Genomic DNA, 709 nt, shown 5'->3' with positions numbered 1-709 from the left:
GCAGTACTGGCCATCTGGACGGAGAAACTCAGCCAGAGCGACATTTGCCGCGAGATGGAGATCAACTACATGACGCTGCAGAATTGGCAGAAGCGGGCCATGGAGGGGATGCTCCAGGCGCTGGAGAGCCATGCCAAGCTGGACGACGGAGCGGCTCTGAGTCCCCGCCTGCGCCAGCTGATGGACCAGCAGATCGCCCGGCCGGCCCGGCACCTCGACCAGCGACTGCGCCGCATCCAGAAGGGCGACAACAAGCCCCCGGCGTGATAGAACTGGAGCGTGAAAAACGACCCGAAGGCCCGCCTGCGGGCCGAGATGATCCTGCGGGTCCGCGCCGGGCAGATCACCCCAAGCGAGGCGGCCCGCCAACTGGGAGTCTCCCGCAAGACCTACTACGAGTGGGAGAACCGGGGGTTGGAGGGAATGCTCTCGGGCTTGACCGACCAGCGCCCGGGACGCCCGCCGAAACCGAAGCCCGACCCGGAAATCCAGCGCCTGCGCCGCAAGGTCAGCGACCTGGAGAACCGCCTCGGCATGATGGCCGAGATCCACGACCTGCAGGACCTGCTGCACGACCTGCGCTCCACGGCCCCGTCGACCAAGTCGCCGACCCACCCGGCCCAACCCCATAAAAAAAAACGATGAACTCCACCACGGCATCCAGCGCCTCGAGGAACTCCGCCAGCGACTTCCGCACGGCGGCACCCGC

2 protein-coding genes are annotated in these 709 nt (G+C 66.6%); both read left to right on the top strand.

Features of this window, described 5'->3' with window-relative positions; genetic code table 11:
* Nucleotides 1-267: hypothetical protein (locus ACG2LG_RS24100; protein ID WP_396263448.1), on the top strand; the 267-nt coding region annotated here is incomplete at its 5' end.
* Nucleotides 268-279: 12 nt separating this feature from the next.
* Nucleotides 280-645 carry a helix-turn-helix domain-containing protein gene (locus ACG2LG_RS24095; protein WP_396263446.1) on the top strand — a complete coding sequence of 122 codons (366 nt, stop codon included), beginning with the start codon at nucleotides 280-282 and terminating at the stop codon, nucleotides 643-645.
* Nucleotides 646-709 lie beyond the last annotated feature (64 nt).

The organism is Haloferula sp. A504, from assembly GCF_044385805.1.
Lineage (GTDB): Bacteria > Verrucomicrobiota > Verrucomicrobiia > Verrucomicrobiales > Akkermansiaceae > Haloferula.
Note: the sequence above shows the minus strand (reverse complement) of the source record. Positions and strands in the feature narration are given on the sequence as shown.